Annotated in this window: 13 protein-coding genes, 2 tRNA genes and 4 rRNA genes; 13 read left to right on the top strand and 6 right to left on the bottom strand. The window is 53.5% G+C overall.

Features of this window, described 5'->3' with window-relative positions:
* Positions 1-20 precede the first annotated feature (20 nt).
* The 13 genes from msrQ to K6R05_RS02385 all read left to right on the top strand — a co-directional run bounded on the left by msrQ (position 21) and on the right by K6R05_RS02385 (position 12,136).
* Positions 21-599 carry a protein-methionine-sulfoxide reductase heme-binding subunit MsrQ gene (gene msrQ, locus K6R05_RS02445; protein WP_262390913.1) on the top strand — a complete coding sequence of 193 codons (579 nt, stop codon included), beginning with the start codon at positions 21-23 and terminating at the stop codon, positions 597-599.
* A gap of 232 nt (positions 600-831) precedes the next feature.
* Entirely contained in the window at positions 832-1,284 is a 453-nt protein-coding gene (gene aroQ / locus K6R05_RS02440) for a type II 3-dehydroquinate dehydratase (protein ID WP_033734740.1), read from the top strand.
* Between the two features lie 25 nt (positions 1,285-1,309).
* Positions 1,310-1,771, top strand: a complete 462-nt coding sequence (accB, locus tag K6R05_RS02435; RefSeq protein ID WP_013359212.1) for an acetyl-CoA carboxylase biotin carboxyl carrier protein — start codon at positions 1,310-1,312, stop codon at positions 1,769-1,771.
* A gap of 11 nt (positions 1,772-1,782) precedes the next feature.
* Entirely contained in the window at positions 1,783-3,132 is a 1,350-nt protein-coding gene (gene accC, locus K6R05_RS02430; protein ID WP_013359213.1) for an acetyl-CoA carboxylase biotin carboxylase subunit, read from the top strand.
* 72 nt (positions 3,133-3,204) lie between these two features.
* The gene (locus K6R05_RS02425) at positions 3,205-3,447 is read left to right on the top strand and encodes a YhdT family protein (protein WP_033784124.1); all 243 of its coding nucleotides are present in this window, start codon (positions 3,205-3,207) and stop codon (positions 3,445-3,447) included.
* Positions 3,437-4,882: a sodium/pantothenate symporter gene (panF, locus tag K6R05_RS02420; RefSeq protein ID WP_222924932.1), complete on the top strand. Its 1,446-nt coding sequence runs from the start codon at positions 3,437-3,439 to the stop codon at positions 4,880-4,882. The genes K6R05_RS02425 and panF overlap by 11 nt, the downstream gene beginning before the upstream one ends.
* 16 nt (positions 4,883-4,898) lie before the next feature.
* Positions 4,899-5,780, top strand: coding sequence for a 50S ribosomal protein L11 methyltransferase (prmA, locus tag K6R05_RS02415; protein WP_222924931.1), 882 nt, complete (start codon positions 4,899-4,901; stop codon positions 5,778-5,780).
* Between the two features lie 367 nt (positions 5,781-6,147).
* Complete coding sequence (gene dusB / locus K6R05_RS02410) at positions 6,148-7,113, top strand: tRNA dihydrouridine synthase DusB (RefSeq protein WP_031592707.1); 966 nt, start codon at positions 6,148-6,150, stop codon at positions 7,111-7,113.
* Between the two features lie 23 nt (positions 7,114-7,136).
* Positions 7,137-7,433 (top strand): DNA-binding transcriptional regulator Fis, encoded by a 297-nt coding sequence (fis, locus tag K6R05_RS02405; RefSeq protein WP_003855228.1) that lies wholly within the window; start codon positions 7,137-7,139, stop codon positions 7,431-7,433.
* A gap of 544 nt (positions 7,434-7,977) precedes the next feature.
* Entirely contained in the window at positions 7,978-9,003 is a 1,026-nt protein-coding gene (locus K6R05_RS02400; RefSeq protein WP_013359218.1) for an amino acid ABC transporter substrate-binding protein, read from the top strand.
* A 68-nt stretch (positions 9,004-9,071) separates the two neighbouring features.
* Complete coding sequence (locus K6R05_RS02395) at positions 9,072-10,250, top strand: amino acid ABC transporter permease (protein WP_033784127.1); 1,179 nt, start codon at positions 9,072-9,074, stop codon at positions 10,248-10,250.
* 15 nt (positions 10,251-10,265) lie between these two features.
* On the top strand, positions 10,266-11,366 hold the full coding sequence (locus tag K6R05_RS02390) for an amino acid ABC transporter permease (RefSeq protein WP_222924930.1): 1,101 nt from the start codon (positions 10,266-10,268) through the stop codon (positions 11,364-11,366).
* A gap of 8 nt (positions 11,367-11,374) precedes the next feature.
* Positions 11,375-12,136, top strand: coding sequence for an amino acid ABC transporter ATP-binding protein (locus tag K6R05_RS02385; protein ID WP_161735976.1), 762 nt, complete (start codon positions 11,375-11,377; stop codon positions 12,134-12,136).
* 199 nt (positions 12,137-12,335) lie between these two features.
* Here K6R05_RS02385 and rrf (K6R05_RS02380) read toward each other — a convergent pair.
* From rrf (K6R05_RS02380) to K6R05_RS02355, 6 genes are all read right to left on the bottom strand, one after another.
* Positions 12,336-12,451: ribosomal RNA gene (rrf, locus tag K6R05_RS02380) — 5S ribosomal RNA — on the bottom strand.
* Positions 12,452-12,485: 34 nt separating this feature from the next.
* Positions 12,486-12,561: transfer RNA gene (locus K6R05_RS02375), tRNA-Thr, on the bottom strand.
* 14 nt (positions 12,562-12,575) lie between these two features.
* Positions 12,576-12,691: ribosomal RNA gene (gene rrf, locus K6R05_RS02370) — 5S ribosomal RNA — on the bottom strand.
* Between the two features lie 197 nt (positions 12,692-12,888).
* A 23S ribosomal RNA gene (locus K6R05_RS02365) occupies positions 12,889-15,796 on the bottom strand.
* A 212-nt stretch (positions 15,797-16,008) separates the two neighbouring features.
* Positions 16,009-16,084, bottom strand: a tRNA-Glu gene (locus tag K6R05_RS02360).
* 86 nt (positions 16,085-16,170) lie between these two features.
* A 16S ribosomal RNA gene (locus K6R05_RS02355) occupies positions 16,171-17,712 on the bottom strand.
* The 16S, 23S and 5S rRNA genes sit together here with 2 tRNA genes alongside, the layout of an rRNA operon.
* Positions 17,713-18,186 lie beyond the last annotated feature (474 nt).

Raw genomic sequence — 18,186 nt, 5'->3', positions numbered from 1 at the left:
GCCTGTCGATAAAACAGATCATGTGGCTCAAGGTGATCCTGCATCTGGCAGCCCTGTTGCCGCTGGTCTATCTGGTGCTTGCCGCGATGCAGGGTGGGCTGAGTGCGGACCCGGCAAAAGATATTCAGCATTTTACCGGCCACATGGCGCTGAAGCTGCTGCTGGGTACGCTGCTGGTTTCACCCCTGGCACGCTACGGCAGGCAGCCGCTGTTAATCCGCACCCGGCGCCTCCTCGGCGTCTGGACGTTTGTCTGGGCCTCACTCCACCTGCTGAGCTACTACCTGCTGGAATTGGGCGTGGATAATCTGCGTCTGCTGGGCAGCGAACTCATCTCCCGGCCCTATCTGACGCTGGGAATTATCAGCTGGCTGCTATTACTGGCCCTGGCGGTAACGTCGTTTCAGCGCGCTCAGCGCAGGCTTGGTAAACGCTGGCAAACCCTGCACAATGCGGTCTATCTTGTGGCGATTCTGGTGCCGATTCACTATATCTGGTCGGTGAAAACCGTGTCCCCACAGCCACTTATCTATGCCCTCATTGCTGCACTGCTGTTAGCCTGGCGTTACAAAAAATTTCTCAAATGGTGGCCCCGCTAGCACTTCACCCGTTGTTTTCCTCTGCTGTTTTCTGATAAAAGATGTGGCCCGCAGGCCACATCCGATCATCTTCGCAGATAAGACCAGTATTTTGCTGCGAAATGACACGAAACGGATATAATGCCCGGCTTTATTGCTCGTCGGGTCTTCTTTTTCAGCCTGAAAGGTGACAAATGAAGATTCGCAAGGTATTTTACGCGATGCCTCAATGATTGCGGGAGATGGCAGCACGATGGCGCATAAATTACATATTCTGCTTTTAAACGGGCCCAACCTGAATCTGTTGGGAACACGTGAACCTGAGAAGTATGGTCATACCACGCTGAGTCAGATCGTTGACGATTTGACGCGTCAGGCAGACCAGTTGAATGTGGAGTTGAGCCACCTGCAAACCAATGCTGAATTTCAGCTGATTGATCGCATTCATGAGGCCAAAGGCAATGTGGATTACATCATCATTAATCCTGCCGCGTTTACCCATACCAGTGTCGCACTGCGTGATGCCCTGCTGGCGGTAGAAATACCGTTTATCGAGGTTCATCTCTCCAATGTGCATGCCCGCGAGCCCTTCCGTCATCACTCCTATCTTTCTGATGTTTCTGCTGGCGTGATCTGTGGGCTTGGCGCTGACGGCTACACATGGGCTTTACAAACGGCAGTAAAACGCCTGTCTCAAACTAATTAATCAAACTGAGTACGGAACCCCACTCATGGATATTCGTAAAATTAAAAAACTGATCGAACTGGTTGAAGAGTCTGGCATTTCTGAGCTGGAAATCTCTGAAGGTGAAGAGTCCGTTCGCATCAGTCGTGCACCTGCAAACGTGGGTTACCCGATGATGCAGCAGGCTTATGCTGCGCCGGTTCAACAGCCTGCTCTGGCGACAGCCGTTGCCCCTGTTGCAGCCGTTGCCGAAGCGGCACCGGCTGAAATCAGCGGTCACATCGTGCGTTCACCAATGGTAGGTACCTTCTACCGTACGCCGAGCCCGGATGCGAAAGCCTTTGTGGAAGTTGGCCAGAAAGTCAATGCCGGCGATACCCTGTGCATCGTCGAAGCTATGAAAATGATGAACCAGATCGAAGCTGACAAATCAGGCGTGGTGAAAGCTATCCTGGTTGAAAGCGGTCAGCCGGTCGAATTTGACGAGCCACTGGTTATCATCGAGTAACGGGGCAGATCATGCTGGATAAAATTGTTATTGCTAACCGTGGTGAGATCGCACTGCGCATTCTGCGTGCCTGTAAAGAACTGGGCATCAAGACTGTTGCGGTACACTCAAGCGCGGATCGTGACCTGAAGCACGTGCTGCTGGCAGACGAAACCGTCTGCATCGGCCCGGCGCAGTCAGTCAAAAGTTACCTCAACATCCCGGCGCTGATCTCTGCAGCAGAGATCACCGGCGCGGTGGCGATTCACCCCGGCTACGGCTTCCTCTCTGAGAATGCCGATTTTGCTGAGCAGGTTGAGCGCTCCGGCTTTATCTTTATCGGCCCGAAAGCAGACACCATTCGCCTGATGGGTGACAAAGTTTCTGCAATCAATGCGATGAAGAAAGCCGGCGTCCCGACCGTACCCGGTTCTGACGGTTCGCTGACGGATGATATGGAAAAAAACCGTGCCTTTGCCAAGCGCATCGGTTATCCGGTCATCATCAAAGCGTCTGGCGGCGGCGGCGGTCGTGGTATGCGCGTAGTGCGCGGCGACAAAGATCTGGAAGAATCCATCAATATGACGAAAGCGGAAGCCAAAGCGGCTTTCAACAACGACATGGTTTACATGGAGAAGTATCTGGAGAACCCGCGCCACATCGAGATTCAGGTACTGGCTGACGGTCAGGGCAACGCGATCTATCTGGGCGAACGTGACTGCTCCATGCAGCGTCGTCATCAGAAAGTTGTCGAAGAAGCGCCAGGCCCAGGCATCACAGAAGAACAGCGTCGCTTTATCGGCAACCGCTGTTCCCAGGCCTGTATTGAGATTGGCTATCGCGGCGCAGGTACCTTTGAGTTCCTGTACGAAAACGGTGAGTTCTACTTCATTGAGATGAACACCCGTATTCAGGTAGAACATCCGGTAACCGAGATGATCACCGGTGTGGACCTGATCAAAGAGCAACTGCGTATTGCTGCCGGTCAGCCACTGTCAATTAAACAGGAAGATGTGATCATTCGCGGACATGCGGTCGAGTGCCGTATCAACGCCGAAGATCCAGTGACCTTCCTGCCAAGCCCGGGTAAAATCACCCGCTTCCACGCGCCAGGCGGTTTTGGCGTGCGCTGGGAGTCGCATATTTACTCAGGCTACACCGTACCGCCTTATTACGACTCCATGATCGGCAAGCTGATCACCTATGGCGAAACGCGTGACGTGGCTATCGCTCGCATGAAAAATGCGCTGGCGGAACTGATCATCGACGGTATCAAAACCAACGTTGAACTGCAGATGAAAATCATGTCCGACGAAAACTTCCAGCACGGTGGAACCAATATCCACTATCTGGAGAAAAAACTCGGCTTGCACGAGAAATAATCGCAACGCTGAGTCAGTCTGAGGCCGGTTAATCCGGCCTTTTTCTTTTGCCGCTGGCGTTAAGGTTGAATCATGGATGCTCGTTTTATACAGGCACATAAAGAGGCGCGCTGGTCGCTTTACCTCACACTGCTCTGGCTCGCTGCCTGGGGGCTCTCTGCCTGGCTGGGTGGCAGTGAAATCGGTGTTACCGGCCTGCCGCGCTGGTTTGAACTCTCCTGCCTGTTTGCTCCCCTGTTGTTCATTTTTCTGTGCTGGATGATGGTGCGGGTGATTTTCCGCGACATGCCGCTGGAGGATCAAAGTGAACAGTGAAATTATCCTGCCGTTACTGATTTATCTGGTGTTGATTGCCGCGCTATCGGTGTTTGCCGTCCGTAAAAAGCGCGAAGGCAGCTTCCTCACTGAATACTTCCTTGGCAGCCGCTCCATGGGCGGGTTTGTGCTGGCGATGACGCTCACTACCACCTATATCAGCGCCAGCTCATTTATTGGGGGTCCCGGTGCCGCCTACAAATATGGACTGGGCTGGGTATTGCTGGCAATGGTGCAGGTGCCCGCCGTCTGGCTATCGCTGGGTGTGCTGGGGAAAAAGTTTGCCATTCTGGCACGTAAGCACAATGCGGTGACGCTGAATGATATGCTCTATGCCCGCTATCAAAGCCCGCTGCTGATCTGGCTGGCGAGTCTGAGTCTGCTGATTGCCTTTATCGGTGCCATGACGGTGCAGTTTATTGGCGGTGCGCGGCTGCTCGAAACCGCCGCTGGCATTCCTTATGACACCGGCCTGCTGATTTTTGGTGGCACCATCGCGCTCTATACCGCGTTCGGTGGATTCCGTGCCAGTGTGCTCAACGACGCCATGCAGGGCATTGTGATGCTGATTGGCACCTTTCTGCTGCTATTCGCAGTGATTCATCAGGCAGGTGGCCTGAGTACGGCGGTGCAGAAACTGCACGACATCGATCCGGCTCTGCTGTCCCCTCAGGGGCCGGGCGAGATTATTACGCCAACCTTCCTCAGTTCGTTCGTCGTGCTGGTCTGCTTTGGGGTGATTGGCCTGCCGCATACGGCGGTGCGCTGTATCTCTTATAAAGACAGTAAGGCCGTCCATCGGGCCATTATTCTGGGCACCATTGTCGTAGTGGTATTGATGCTGGGCATGCATCTGGCCGGTGCGCTGGGCCGCGCGGTACTGCCGAATCTGGCCGTGCCGGATAGCGTTATTCCGACACTGATGATTACTGTTCTGCCACCGTTAGCGGCCGGGCTGTTCCTGGCGGCCCCGATGGCCGCAATTATGTCGACCATCAATGCCCAGCTGTTACAGGCTTCAGCCACGCTGATTAAAGATCTCTACCTGCGTATCGCCCCGCAGCAGCTGGAAAATGAGACGCGACTGCGGCTGTTATCTGGCACCATTACCTTCGCACTGGGTATCCTGCTGCTGATTGCGGCCTGGAATCCGCCCGATATGATTATCTGGCTCAACCTGCTGGCATTTGGCGGCCTGGAGGCGGTTTTCCTCTGGCCGCTGGTTCTCGGCCTCTACTGGGAACGTGCCAATGCCGCAGGCGCCATCACCGGCATGGTAGTGGGTGGAGGCTGCTACGCTTTTATGGCGAGCCTTAACCTGCAGATTCTGGGTTTTCACCCTATCGTGCCCTCCCTGCTTTTAAGCCTGCTGGCATTTCTGGTGGGTAACCTGTTTGGACGCGCGCCGCACGTGGCGGACGCGCCGCAACATTGACGGAAAGAGAGACGTTATGCCGTGGATTCAAATCAAAATTAACAGCTCAGGTGAACATGCGGAAATGCTGAGCGATGCGCTGATGGAGATCGGTGCGGTTTCAGTCACCTTTCAGGATACCAACGACACGCCGGTGTATGAGCCGCTGCCAGGCGAAACGCGCCTGTGGGGCGATACCGACGTTATCGGCCTGTTCGATGCAGAAACGGATATGGCCCTGATTACTGCCGAACTGACACAACATCCGCTGCTGGGAGACGGTTTTCGTCACCGGATCGAGCAGATCGAGGATAAAGACTGGGAGCGCGAATGGATGGAGAACTTCCACCCGATGCGCTTCGGCGAACGTCTCTGGATCTGTCCGAGCTGGCGTGATGTGCCGGATCCTGATGCCGTCAACGTAATGCTCGATCCCGGTCTGGCATTTGGAACCGGTACCCATCCGACTACCTCGCTCTGCCTGACCTGGCTCGATGGGCTGGATCTGGAAGGCAAAACGGTGATCGATTTCGGCTGTGGTTCGGGGATCCTGGCGATCGCCGCACTGAAGCTGGGCGCGGCTCAGGCGATCGGGATTGATATCGATCCGCAGGCTATTCAGGCCAGCCGGGATAATGCTGAGCGCAACGGCGTCTCCGATCGCCTGTCGCTCTATCTGCCCCACCAGCAACCCGAAAATCTGCAGGCTGATGTGGTGGTGGCCAATATCCTGGCCGGCCCGCTACGTGAACTGGCCCCGCTGATCGGTGTACTGCCGAAGTCTGGCGGTCATCTGGGCCTCTCGGGCGTGTTAGAGAGCCAGGCAGAGAGCGTCTGCGAAGCGTATGTCAGCGCGTTCACGCTCGACCCGGTTGCGGTTAAAGAGGAATGGTGCCGGATTACCGGGATTAAATCCTGATTTTTGCGTTTGTCCGTTTGCACTGATATCGCCGTCGTCGTAACAAAGCGGCTTAACAGAATATTCAGCCAACCCGTAGCGTAAGTTGCGGGCTTTCCCGATTTGAAATGGATGCTTGTATCGTTAATCACGGCATGTGACGTTTTTTATCTGGCGAATTGACGTACTTTTCTGGAAAAACTTTTGCTCACAATTTCAGCATAAATAGCTAAATCATTGTTATTTAATAATAATAATGAATAGCATCGATCATCATCCGGATTTCATTGATCTTTCTTGCTGATTGTTCAAAGTTTGGCCTTTCATCTTCCTGCAAAAATGCGTAATATACGCCGCCTTGCAGACACAGTATGGCCATTCTGACTTCATGCGTATTGGAAACCTCCAGCTGAGAAATCGACTGATTGCAGCACCGATGGCCGGTATTACCGACAGGCCGTTCAGGACGCTGTGTCACGAAATGGGTGCAGGCATGGCAGTTTCTGAGATGCTGTCTTCTAACCCGGAAGTCTGGGCTAGCGACAAATCTCGATTACGTATGGTTCACAGTGATGAGCCAGGCATTCGCGCCGTGCAAATTGCCGGTTGCGATCCCAGTGAAATGGCGCAAGCTGCACGCATTAATGTCGAGGCTGGTGCACAGGTCATCGACATTAATATGGGATGCCCTGCCAAGAAGGTTAACCGCAAAATGGCGGGTTCAGCCTTATTGCAATATCCCACCGTGGTGGAGTCCATTCTCTCCGCAGTGGTTAATGCAGTGAACGTGCCGGTCACGCTGAAAATTCGTACTGGCTGGGATCCTGAAAACAGGAACTGTGTCGCGATTGCCCAATTGGCTGAACGCTGCGGTATACAGGCTCTGACGATACATGGTCGCACTCGTGCCTGCCTGTTCAACGGAGAAGCTGAGTATGACAGCATTCGGACAGTTAAGCAGAGTGTCTCCATTCCGATTATCGCGAATGGAGACATAACTGACCCGCATAAAGCCAGAGCGGTGCTCGACTATACAGGGGCCGATGCTCTGATGATAGGACGCGCTGCTCAGGGAAGACCGTGGATCTTCCGGGAAATCCAGCATTATCTGGACACTGGGGAGTTGCTTGCCCCGCTGCCGATGGCAGAGGTCAAGCGCTTGCTTGTTTCGCATATACGTGAGCTGCACGACTTTTACGGTTCAGGCAAGGGATACCGTATAGCGCGAAAGCACGTCTCCTGGTACCTGCAGGAGCACGCCCCGAATGACCAGTTTCGGCGCACATTCAACGCCATAGAGGATGCCAGCGAACAGCTGGAGGCGTTGGAGGCATACTTCGAAAATCTTGCGTAACGAAATAAAGAGCTGAAAGAACTATGTTCGAACAACGCGTAAATTCTGACGTACTGACCGTTTCTACCGTTAACTCACAGGATCAGGTAACTCAAAAACCTTTGCGTGATTCGGTTAAACAGGCACTGAAGAACTATTTTGCTCAACTGAATGGTCAGGATGTGAGCGACCTGTATGAGCTGGTTTTGGCTGAAGTCGAGCAGCCTCTGTTGGACATGGTGATGCAGTATACCCGTGGCAACCAGACCCGTGCTGCCCTGATGATGGGTATCAACCGCGGTACGCTGCGTAAGAAATTGAAAAAATACGGCATGAACTGATTTTTAGTTCTGTCTGTTAATCACGCCAGCCTTCGGGCTGGCGTTTTTATTTGTGCGTCATCGCACAAAGTAACGGCAGGAAGCGTGAAACAGTTGCCTGCCGTATGGTAACTATAGTTGCAATCGCTGGTGTGATATTTCACCTTCTCGCTTTTGTCCGCCTGGATTTGATTTAAGTAATGTTCTGTCGCCCGTCTTGCTGCCTGTGCCCGCCACTGCTGGGCATGTGACTTCCTGCGCATAAAAAAGTAACGCCTTCCTTTCATACATTTCTGCCTGAGCGAGCGCTCACACTGCTCTCATCTAGTGAAACTATTTGCACTAAATGTGATCGGGTCGACTCGCATTGCTTCCTTTTGGTGCGCCATATTAGCGAAACTTTCCAGGTGCTTCTGATTATTAACCGTTCTTTCATACGAATTCAGGATCCTGCAAACCTGGCATCAGCTTTGCAGAGTCGTGAATGGCTGACCGCCACAGACAGGAAAAACGCACACTAAAGTGCGCAAACATAACAACATGATCCCGCCACACAGGATGCTTTATGAAAAAGATGATGCTCTCTACGCTGATCGCTGCCGCCTCGCTGGTTGCCATTGCTCAGCAGGCACACGCAGGCACCACACTGGATGCGATTAAGAAAAAAGGTTTTGTTCAATGTGGTATCAGTGACGGCCTGCCGGGCTTCTCCTATGCAGATGCTGGCGGCAAGTTTACCGGTATCGATGTGGATGTGTGTCGTGCTGCTGCTGCCGCGGTATTCGGCGATGCGACCAAAGTGAAATACACCCCGCTGACCGCGAAAGAGCGTTTTACCGCGCTGCAGTCAGGCGAAGTGGATGTACTTTCACGTAACACCACCTGGACCTCATCGCGTGATGGCGGCATGGGCTTCCTGTTTGCGGGCGTGAACTATTACGACGGCATCGGCTTCCTGACTCACCAGAAAGCCGGACTTAAAAGTGCGAAAGAGCTGGATGGTGCCACCGTCTGTATTCAGGCTGGAACCGACACCGAGCTGAACGTGGCAGACTTCTTCAAAGCCAACAAAATGCAATATACGCCGGTGACCTTTGATCGCTCTGACGAATCTGCTAAGGCGCTGGACAGCGGTCGCTGCGATACGCTGGCGTCCGATCAGTCTCAGCTTTATGCCTTGCGTATTAAGCTCGGCAAACCTGACGAGTTTATCGTCCTGCCAGAAGTGATCTCCAAAGAGCCGCTGGGACCGCTGGTGCGTCGTGGCGATGATGACTGGTTCACCATCGTCAAATGGTCGCTTTACGCCATGCTGAATGCCGAAGAGATGGGCATCAACTCGAAGAACGTTGATCAGATGACAGCTAAGCCGACCACGCCAGATATGGCGCATCTGCTGGGTGCTGAGGGTGATTTTGGTAAAGATCTGAAGCTGGATAATAAGTGGGCCTACAACATCATCAAACAGGTCGGCAACTATCAGGAAAGCTTTGACCGCAACGTCGGTAAAGACAGTGCACTGAAGATCGCGCGCGGTCAGAATGCGTTGTGGAACCAGGGCGGGATTCAATACGCACCACCGGTACGTTAACAGACCTCACCAATCGGGCACCGTATTCTGCGGTGCCCTACCCCGGCTTTCGTTACTGAGGTTTCAACATGTCACAACGCCCAACCGTGAAAAGGGATTTTTCATTTGGTAATCCCACGGTTCGCGCCTGGATTTATCAGTTCATCGCCGTCGTCGCGGTGCTTGGTGTGGTGGGTTATCTGGTACATAACACCATCATTAACCTCGCCAATCGCGGCATTACATCAGGGTTTGGATTTCTTGAGCGCACTGCCGGCTTCGGCATCGTTCAGCATCTGATAGAGTACACGGAGGGAGATACCTACGCACGCGTGTTTCTGGTCGGATTAACCAACACGCTGTTGGTTTCTGCACTCTGTATTGTTTTTGCGTCAATTCTCGGCTTTGCGGTCGGTCTTGCCCGTCTTTCTGACAACTGGCTGCTGCGGAAACTCTCGAATATCTATATCGAAACCTTCCGTAATATCCCCCCTCTGCTGCAAATCTTCTTCTGGTACTTCGCGGTATTACGCAATCTGCCAGGCCCACGTCAGGCGCTGAATGCGTTCGACCTGGCCTATGTCAGCAATCGCGGACTCTACGTCCCGTGGCCAACCTATGCACCAGGCAGCTGGCCGTTTGTTATCGCACTGCTGCTGGCCGTGGCTGTCAGCTATGGCCTGTACCGCTTTAACCGTCAGCATCAGCTGAAAACCGGTGAGTTACGTCGTACATGGCCCGCAGCCGTTGCAATGCTCATCCTCTTTCCTTTGCTTGCACACCTTGGGTTTGGAGCAGCGACGCACTGGGATGTGCCGCAACTACGCGGGTTCAATTTCCGTGGCGGCTCGGTGATGATTCCGGAACTGGCAGCACTGACGCTGGCACTGTCGATCTATACCTCGTCGTTTATTGCTGAAGTGATCCGATCCGGGATTCAGTCGGTGCCACATGGTCAGCACGAAGCTGCACGATCGCTGGGTCTGCCGAATCCGGTGACGCTGCGTCAGGTGATTATTCCACAGGCCATGCGCGTCATTATTCCGCCGCTCACCAGCCAGTATCTGAACATCGTGAAGAACTCCTCACTGGCCGCTGCTATCGGTTATCCCGATATGGTGTCGCTGTTCGCGGGATCGGTGCTGAATCAGACCGGTCAGGCTATTGAGACAATTGCTATCACAATGGGCGTTTACCTGATTATCAGTCTGCTGATATCGCTGCTTATGAACTTCTACAACCGCAAAATTGCGCTGGTTGAGCGTTAAGAGAACGGGATAACTATGTCTGTCACTACGCATGAAACGCCCCCCATCCCGACGACGCCTGTCAGTCGCGCCTGGCTTTGGGCTCGTAAGAATCTGTTTTCCAGCTGGTTTAATACGTTACTGACGCTGTTTTGCATCTGGGTCATCTGGCACGTCATTCCGCCTGCGCTGAACTGGCTGATCTTTCAGGCTAACTGGATCGGTACGACACGCGCCGATTGCACTAAAGAAGGTGCCTGTTGGGTCTTTATCCATGCTCGTTTCGGTCAGTTCATGTATGGGCTTTATCCACATGAGCTGCGCTGGCGTATTAACCTGGCGCTGGTGATTGGCCTGCTGTCGATTGTGCCGATGTTCCTCAAAAGCCTGCCCTACCGTGGACGCTACATTGCGGCCTGGGCCGTCATCTATCCGGTGATTGTCTGGTTCCTGCTGTATGGCGGCTATCTGGGACTGGAACGTGTGGAAACACGTCAGTGGGGCGGGTTAACGCTGACGCTGATTATCGCGTCGGTGGGGATTGCTGGTGCGCTGCCGCTGGGCATCCTGCTGGCGCTTGGCCGTCGCTCACGGATGCCGGTTGTGCGTACGCTGTCGATTATCTTTATCGAGTTCTGGCGCGGCGTTCCGCTGATTACCGTGCTGTTTATGTCATCGGTGATGCTGCCGCTGTTTATGTCTGAAGGTACGACTATCGACAAGCTGGTACGTGCGCTGGTCGGTGTGATCCTGTTCCAGTCTGCTTATGTGGCGGAAGTGGTGCGCGGTGGCCTGCAGGCATTACCGAAGGGTCAGTATGAGGCTGCAGAATCGCTGGCGCTGGGCTACTGGAAAACGCAGATGTTGGTCATTCTTCCCCAGGCACTGAAGCTCACCATCCCTGGCCTGGTTAACACCATCATCGCGCTGTTTAAAGATACCAGCCTGGTCATCATCATTGGTCTTTTCGATCTGTTCAGCAGCGTCCAGCAGGCAACGGTCGATCCAACCTGGCTGGGCATGTCGACTGAAGGTTATGTCTTTGCTGCACTGGTCTATTGGATTTTCTGTTTTAGCATGTCGCGCTACAGCCAGTATCTGGAAAAGCGCTTTCACACCGGGCGTACATCGCACTGAGGTTTTACATGACTGACTCTATAACACACTCTTCCGACGCGTTGATGATTTCGCTTGAGAACGTGAATAAATGGTACGGGCAGTTTCACGTACTGAAAGACATCAACCTGCAGGTTAAACCCCGTGAGCGCATCGTGCTGTGCGGCCCTTCCGGCTCCGGCAAATCGACCACGATCCGCTGCATCAACCATCTGGAAGAGCATCAGCAGGGACGCATTATTGTTGACGGTATCCATCTTAATGACGACGTACGTAACATTGAGCGCGTACGCACAGAAGTGGGGATGGTATTTCAGCACTTCAATCTCTTCCCGCATCTGACTGTTTTGCAAAACTGCACGCTGGCACCTTCCTGGGTGAGAAAGATTCCAAAGAAGGAAGCGGATGAACTGGCCATGCACTATCTGCAACGCGTGCGCATTGCAGAGCATGCACATAAGTTTCCGGGTCAGCTTTCCGGCGGACAGCAGCAACGCGTCGCTATCGCTCGCTCACTCTGTATGAAACCAAAAATTATGCTGTTTGATGAGCCAACCTCAGCGCTGGATCCGGAGATGGTTAAAGAGGTGCTGGACACGATGATTGGTCTGGCGGAGGATGGGATGACCATGCTTTGCGTCACCCACGAAATGGGCTTTGCCCGAACGGTTGCTGACCGGGTGATCTTTATGGATCGGGGTGAGATCGTCGAAGTTGCCCCACCGCAGGAGTTCTTTTCTAATCCAAAATCGGAGCGTACCCGGGCGTTTTTATCGCAGGTTATTCACTGATTACCGACCCCGTTATCTTACCACCCGGCCTGGTGCCGGGTTTTTTATGGCATTTATACACTTTAATCAGCTGAATGAGCCGATGCGGTGATAAAGGCACAGAAAACCGGGCTGATATGAGGGAGTTTTAGTGCGGATTATCGGATTGCCACAACGAAAAAAGCCCTTCGCATACGCGAAGGGCTCTCTCTTATTTGATGCCTGGCAGTTCCCTACTCTCGCATGGGGAGACCCCACACTACCATCGGCGCTACGGCGTTTCACTTCTGAGTTCGGCATGGGGTCAGGTGGGACCACCGCGCTACAGCCGCCAGGCAAATTCTTTTATTTACCGAACTCGTGTCTTAACTGGTGCTGATACCCAGAGTCGAACTGGGGACCTCACCCTTACCAAGGGTGCGCTCTACCAACTGAGCCATATCAGCACACTAAATTTGATGCCTGGCAGTTCCCTACTCTCGCATGGGGAGGCCCCACACTACCATCGGCGCTACGGCGTTTCACTTCTGAGTTCGGCATGGGGTCAGGTGGGACCACCGCGCTACAGCCGCCAGGCAAATCTTGGTGCACGAAACGAATCTTTTACGCCATGACCGCGTTGCCATCGCTCAGCCACACCGGTCACATACCTCAGTATGCTCCCGCTGATGTCTTCGCTCTGCGCCTTGTCACGCCGCAAAATCTTTCGTTTCCGCTAATTTTATCCGGAATAAGCTGAAAATCGTGTCTCTCAAAAACGCCTCTGGCGTTGTAAGGTTAAGCCTCACGGGTCATTAGTACCGGTTAGCTCAACGCATCGCTGCGCTTACACACCCGGCCTATCAACGTCGTAGTCTTCAACGTCCCTTCAGGACCCTCAAGGGGTCAGGGAGAACTCATCTCGGGGCAAGTTTCGTGCTTAGATGCTTTCAGCACTTATCTTTTCCGCACTTAGCTACCGGGCAGTGCCATTGGCATGACAACCCGAACACCAGTGGTGCGTTCACTCCGGTCCTCTCGTACTAGGAGCAACCCCCCTCAATTCTCCAGCGCCCACGGCAGATAGGGACCGAACTGTCTCACGACGTTCTAAACCCAGCTCGCGTACCACTTTAAACGGCGAACAGCCGTACCCTTGGGACCTACTTCAGCCCCAGGATGTGATGAGCCGACATCGAGGTGCCAAACACCGCCGTCGATATGAACTCTTGGGCGGTATCAGCCTGTTATCCCCGGAGTACCTTTTATCCGTTGAGCGATGGCCCTTCCATTCAGAACCACCGGATCACTATGACCTGCTTTCGCACCTGCTCGAGCCGTCACTCTCGCAGTCAAGCCAGCTTATGCCATTGCACTAACCTCACGATGTCCGACCGTGATTAGCTGACCTTCGTGCTCCTCCGTTACTCTTTAGGAGGAGACCGCCCCAGTCAAACTACCCACCAGACACTGTCCGCAGCCCGGATAACGGGCCTACGTTAGAACATCAAACATTAAAGGGTGGTATTTCAAGGTTGGCTCCACGCAGACTGGCGTCCGCGCTTCAAAGCCTCCCACCTATCCTACACATCAAGGCTCAATGTTCAGTGTCAAGCTGTAGTAAAGGTTCACGGGGTCTTTCCGTCTTGCCGCGGGTACACTGCATCTTCACAGCGAGTTCAATTTCACTGAGTCTCGGGTGGAGACAGCCTGGCCATCATTACGCCATTCGTGCAGGTCGGAACTTACCCGACAAGGAATTTCGCTACCTTAGGACCGTTATAGTTACGGCCGCCGTTTACCGGGGCTTCGATCAAGAGCTTCTCCTTGCGGATAACCCCATCAATTAACCTTCCGGCACCGGGCAGGCGTCACACCGTATACGTCCACTTTCGTGTTTGCACAGTGCTGTGTTTTTAATAAACAGTTGCAGCCAGCTGGTATCTTCGACTGGCTTCGGCTCGGGGAGTAAATCCCTCCACCTACGCGCCAGCGTGCCTTCTCCCGAAGTTACGGCACCATTTTGCCTAGTTCCTTCACCCGAGTTCTCTCAAGCGCCTTGGTATTCTCTACCTGACCACCTGTGTCGGTTTGGGGTACGATTCTGTGTTACCTGATGCTTAGAGGCTTTTCCTGGAAGCTGGGCATTTATCACTTCAGCACCGTAGTGCCTCGTCGTCACGCCTCAGCGTTAATAAGGGACCGGATTTACCTGGACCCTCCGCCTACACGCTTAAACCGGGACAACCGTCGCCCGGCTGATATAGCCTTCTCCGTCCCCCCTTCGCAGTAACACCGAGTACAGGAATATTAACCTGTTTCCCATCGACTACGCCTTTCGGCCTCGCCTTAGGGGTCGACTCACCCTGCTCCGATTAACGTTGAACAGGAACCCTTGGTCTTCCGGCGAGCGGGCTTTTCACCCGCTTTATCGTTACTTATGTCAGCATTCGCACTTCTGATACCTCCAGCATGCCTCACAGCACACCTTCGACGGCTTACAGAACGCTCCCCTACCCAACAACACATAGTGTCGCTGCCGCAGCTTCGGTGCATGGTTTAGCCCCGTTACATCTTCCGCGCAGGCCGACTCGACCAGTGAGCTATTACGCTTTCTTTAAATGATGGCTGCTTCTAAGCCAACATCCTGGCTGTCTGTGCCTTCCCACATCGTTTCCCACTTAACCATGACTTTGGGACCTTAGCTGGCGGTCTGGGTTGTTTCCCTCTTCACGACGGACGTTAGCACCCGCCGTGTGTCTCCCGTGATAACATTCTCCGGTATTCGCAGTTTGCATCGGGTTGGTAAGCCGGGATGGCCCCCTAGCCGAAACAGTGCTCTACCCCCGGAGATGAGTTCACGAGGCGCTACCTAAATAGCTTTCGGGGAGAACCAGCTATCTCCCGGTTTGATTGGCCTTTCACCCCCAGCCACAGGTCATCCGCTAATTTTTCAACATTAGTCGGTTCGGTCCTCCAGTTAGTGTTACCCAACCTTCAACCTGCCCATGGCTAGATCACCGGGTTTCGGGTCTATACCCTGCAACTTAACGCCCAGTTAAGACTCGGTTTCCCTGCGGCTCCCCTATACGGTTAACCTTGCTACAGAATATAAGTCGCTGACCCATTATACAAAAGGTACGCAGTCACCCCCGTAAAGAGGGCTCCCACTGCTTGTACGTACACGGTTTCAGGTTCTGTTTCACTCCCCTCGCCGGGGTTCTTTTCGCCTTTCCCTCACGGTACTGGTTCACTATCGGTCAGTCAGGAGTATTTAGCCTTGGAGGATGGTCCCCCCATATTCAGACAGGATACCACGTGTCCCGCCTTACTCATCGAGCTCACAGCGCGTGTGCTTTTGTGTACGGGAGTATCACCCTGTACCCTGCGACTTTCCAGACGCTTCCACTAACACACATGCTGATTCAGGCTCTGGGCTGCTCCCCGTTCGCTCGCCGCTACTGGGGGAATCTCGGTTGATTTCTTTTCCTCGGGGTACTTAGATGTTTCAGTTCCCCCGGTTCGCCTTGCAGCACTATGTATTCATGCTGCAATGATGCACAGAGTGCACCGGGTTTCCCCATTCGGACATCGACGGCTGTAGCGGTTCATATCACCTTACCGTCGCTTTACGCAGATTAGCACGTCCTTCATCGCCTCTGACTGCCTGGGCATCCACCGTGTACGCTTAGTCGCTTAACCTCACAACCCACAGGCGTTTTGCAACGCTGCAGACTGCAAGCATTTGAGAGACTCGAACGTGCCGCGTTTTTCATTCTTATTACGGAGAATGAAAGCGACACGTCGTTTCAATTTTCAGCTTGTTCCGGATTGTTAAAGAGCAATATCTTAAACATGACTCGTAAGTCATCTTTAAGATATGTGGGCAACATCTTTCACCTGTCACCAAGCTTTGGCGTCCCCTAGGGGATTCGAACCCCTGTTACCGCCGTGAAAGGGCGGTGTCCTGGGCCTCTAGACGAAGGGGACAATTAAGTCTGTCTTCGAAAGACACTTTGCTCGTTATTTTCTATCAGACAATCTGTGTGGACACTGCGCGGGAAGGTATCTTCAGGTAAGGAGGTGATCCAACCGCAGGTTCCCCTACGGTTACCTTGTTACGACTTCACCCCAGTCATGAATCACAAAGTGGTAAGCGCCCTCCCGAAGGTTAAGCTACCTACTTCTTTTGCAACCCACTCCCATGGTGTGACGGGCGGTGTGTACAAGGCCCGGGAACGTATTCACCGTGGCATTCTGATCCACGATTACTAGCGATTCCGACTTCACGGAGTCGAGTTGCAGACTCCGATCCGGACTACGACGCACTTTGTGAGGTCCGCTTGCTCTCGCGAGGTCGCTTCTCTTTGTATGCGCCATTGTAGCACGTGTGTAGCCCTACTCGTAAGGGCCATGATGACTTGACGTCATCCCCACCTTCCTCCGGTTTATCACCGGCAGTCTCCTTTGAGTTCCCGACCGAATCGCTGGCAACAAAGGATAAGGGTTGCGCTCGTTGCGGGACTTAACCCAACATTTCACAACACGAGCTGACGACAGCCATGCAGCACCTGTCTCACGGTTCCCGAAGGCACTGAGGCATCTCTGCCAGATTCCGTGGATGTCAAGAGTAGGTAAGGTTCTTCGCGTTGCATCGAATTAAACCACATGCTCCACCGCTTGTGCGGGCCCCCGTCAATTCATTTGAGTTTTAACCTTGCGGCCGTACTCCCCAGGCGGTCGACTTAACGCGTTAGCTCCGGAAGCCACTCCTCAAGGGAACAACCTCCAAGTCGACATCGTTTACGGCGTGGACTACCAGGGTATCTAATCCTGTTTGCTCCCCACGCTTTCGCACCTGAGCGTCAGTCTTTGTCCAGGGGGCCGCCTTCGCCACCGGTATTCCTCCAGATCTCTACGCATTTCACCGCTACACCTGGAATTCTACCCCCCTCTACAAGACTCAAGCCTGCCAGTTTCAAATGCAGTTCCCAGGTTAAGCCCGGGGATTTCACATCTGACTTAACAGACCGCCTGCGTGCGCTTTACGCCCAGTAATTCCGATTAACGCTTGCACCCTCCGTATTACCGCGGCTGCTGGCACGGAGTTAGCCGGTGCTTCTTCTGCGGGTAACGTCAATCGGCGCGGTTATTAACCGCACCGCCTTCCTCCCCGCTGAAAGTACTTTACAACCCGAAGGCCTTCTTCATACACGCGGCATGGCTGCATCAGGCTTGCGCCCATTGTGCAATATTCCCCACTGCTGCCTCCCGTAGGAGTCTGGACCGTGTCTCAGTTCCAGTGTGGCTGGTCATCCTCTCAGACCAGCTAGGGATCGTCGCCTAGGTGGGCCATTACCCCGCCTACTAGCTAATCCCATCTGGGTTCATCCGATAGTGAGAGGCCCGAAGGTCCCCCTCTTTGGTCTTGCGACGTTATGCGGTATTAGCCACCGTTTCCAGTGGTTATCCCCCTCTATCGGGCAGATCCCCAGACATTACTCACCCGTCCGCCACTCGTCACCCAAGGAGCAAGCTCCTCTGTGCTACCGTCCGACTTGCATGTGTTAGGCCTGCCGCCAGCGTTCAATCTGAGCCATGATCAAACTCTTCAATTTAAGTTTGATTTGCTGCAACAAGTGCAGCGATGCTCATCTGTAAAACGTCATAATGAATTTCATTATGTGTTCACTCGTGAGGCTTTGATATTTTTGTGCGTCCGGAGACGCTGATATCAATCCTGCGAGTGCCCACACAGATTGTCTGATAAATTGTTAAAGAGCAGTGCGAACAGTGCGTTAGCGTCCTGTCGCGAGGTGGCGTATATTACGCTTTCCTCCTGCAGAGTCAACCTCTATTTCAGAAGTTTTCTCCGGCGGGTCAGTCTCCTGAACCTTCAACCCGTTTCCCGTTGCCGGTGTGCCGTGTCGATGGAGGCGCATTATAGGGATCCCGTTTCAGAGCACAACCCTTTTTTAGGATCTTTTATCTGAACGGTTATAAATGATCCAGATTGATGAGATCGCCAGCGATCCGGGTCAGAATTGGCTTGTCAGCTGGCTAAAATGGCATCAGGCTGCAGTGAAAACAGA

This window comes from Pantoea alfalfae (assembly GCF_019880205.1).
Classification (GTDB): domain Bacteria; phylum Pseudomonadota; class Gammaproteobacteria; order Enterobacterales; family Enterobacteriaceae; genus Pantoea; species Pantoea alfalfae.
This window is presented reverse-complemented; position numbering and strand designations above follow the sequence as displayed.